Genomic DNA, 1,244 nt, shown 5'->3' with positions numbered 1-1,244 from the left:
CAGGGTAAGAGCATGAATGCTCAGTTTTTGTTCGTCGCTCGAATTCCCGCCACAATCACCTGCTCAAGATAGTCGCTATTCATGGCGGCTATCTTCTGTTTGCGGCGGATGCTGGCTCGCTTTTCTTCCTCCGCTCGGAGCATGTTCAGTGCCATATGCCGCGCTGTGGCCAGTATCTCCGCCGCATCCCCCCGGTAGATCGGGCAATTGTCCTCTTTCATGGTGACATCCAGTACCCAATGCAGTTGGTTTTCGATGCCCCAATGACTGCGCACCCCGTTGGCAAATTGCTCTTCGGTTAGTTCAGCCGAGCTGATGTAGTAACGGTACTCTAGCGATTCATGCCCCTTGCTGTCGCACCGATAACCGATGGCAACCCCCAAGCTGGATAAACCTTTCCAGGCCGGGAACTGCTCGGCTATCGCTCCAGCTGGCATAACATGGTACTCACGGATCTCTATTCGCCCCCGTGAGCGCTCTATCTTGGCCTGATGGCTACCTTCTCGGGCCTGCAGCGCCATGGCCTCACGTACTGCGCGATATAGGGTTTCTTGGTTGCCTTTGACTGCCAGTAGATAGTCGCCTCCCTTATCGACTATCTTGGCAGCAATCTCGGTTTGGCAACCCATAGCATCAATGGACACCAAACAACCACAGACATCCAGCAACGCCAGTAATTCCGGAATAGCAGTGATTTCATTGGACTTAGTGTCCGTCTTGACCTGTCCCAGCACCACGCCATTGGCGCTGGCAAACGCGCTGACCATGTGGATGGTGGATTGCCGATCCTCACGGTTATATGAACTACGTAGAACCTTGCCATCAATAGCAATCAATTCACCACTGACGCGTTTGTGGACGACTTTCATCCATTTGAGGAAACAAGCCTGAAATTCGTCTGGCGCCAGCCGGGATATCACTCTGGCAATGGTGTCGTGCACAGGAAGTCCGTTGGGAAACAAGCCTTTATCCTGGAGCCAGCGGCAATGGGCCTGACCGAAGTCTTCAATATCTTCCCAGCCTTCACATCCACCAATGACGGCGCATACCGTCAGGAACACGATGTCGAACAAGGGGTAAGCAATTTTTGCCGACTGACGCGGGTCCTGAAGATCAGCAAAAATTTCAGCAAAGGCATCCAGTTGCATTGATGTACTCCCAGAAAAGGAAGTATCAGATCACAACCTGATCCCCAGGTCAAAATGTACTGTGCTCGGTTAAAAAACGTTCATGATCTTGCCCTG

At 52.3% G+C, this 1,244-nt stretch carries 1 protein-coding gene; it reads right to left on the bottom strand.

Annotation, left to right across the window (positions count from 1 at the left end; genetic code table 11):
* Positions 1-20: 20 nt before the first annotated feature.
* A complete protein-coding gene (locus BN1115_RS13710) occupies positions 21-1,148 on the bottom strand; it encodes an ISAs1 family transposase (RefSeq protein WP_042657589.1) in 1,128 nt (375 codons plus the stop codon).
* Between the last annotated feature and the right edge of the window lie 96 nt (positions 1,149-1,244).

The sequence above is a fragment of the Aeromonas allosaccharophila genome (assembly GCF_000819685.1).
GTDB classification, from domain to species: Bacteria; Pseudomonadota; Gammaproteobacteria; order Enterobacterales; family Aeromonadaceae; genus Aeromonas; species Aeromonas allosaccharophila.
Note: the sequence above shows the minus strand (reverse complement) of the source record. Positions and strands in the feature narration are given on the sequence as shown.

Excerpts from the sequence above, each read along its gene's own strand:
- BN1115_RS13710 (WP_042657589.1), bottom strand. The coding sequence starts at position 1,148 with ATGCAACTGGATGCCTTTGCTGAAATTTTTGCTGATCTTCAGGACCCG.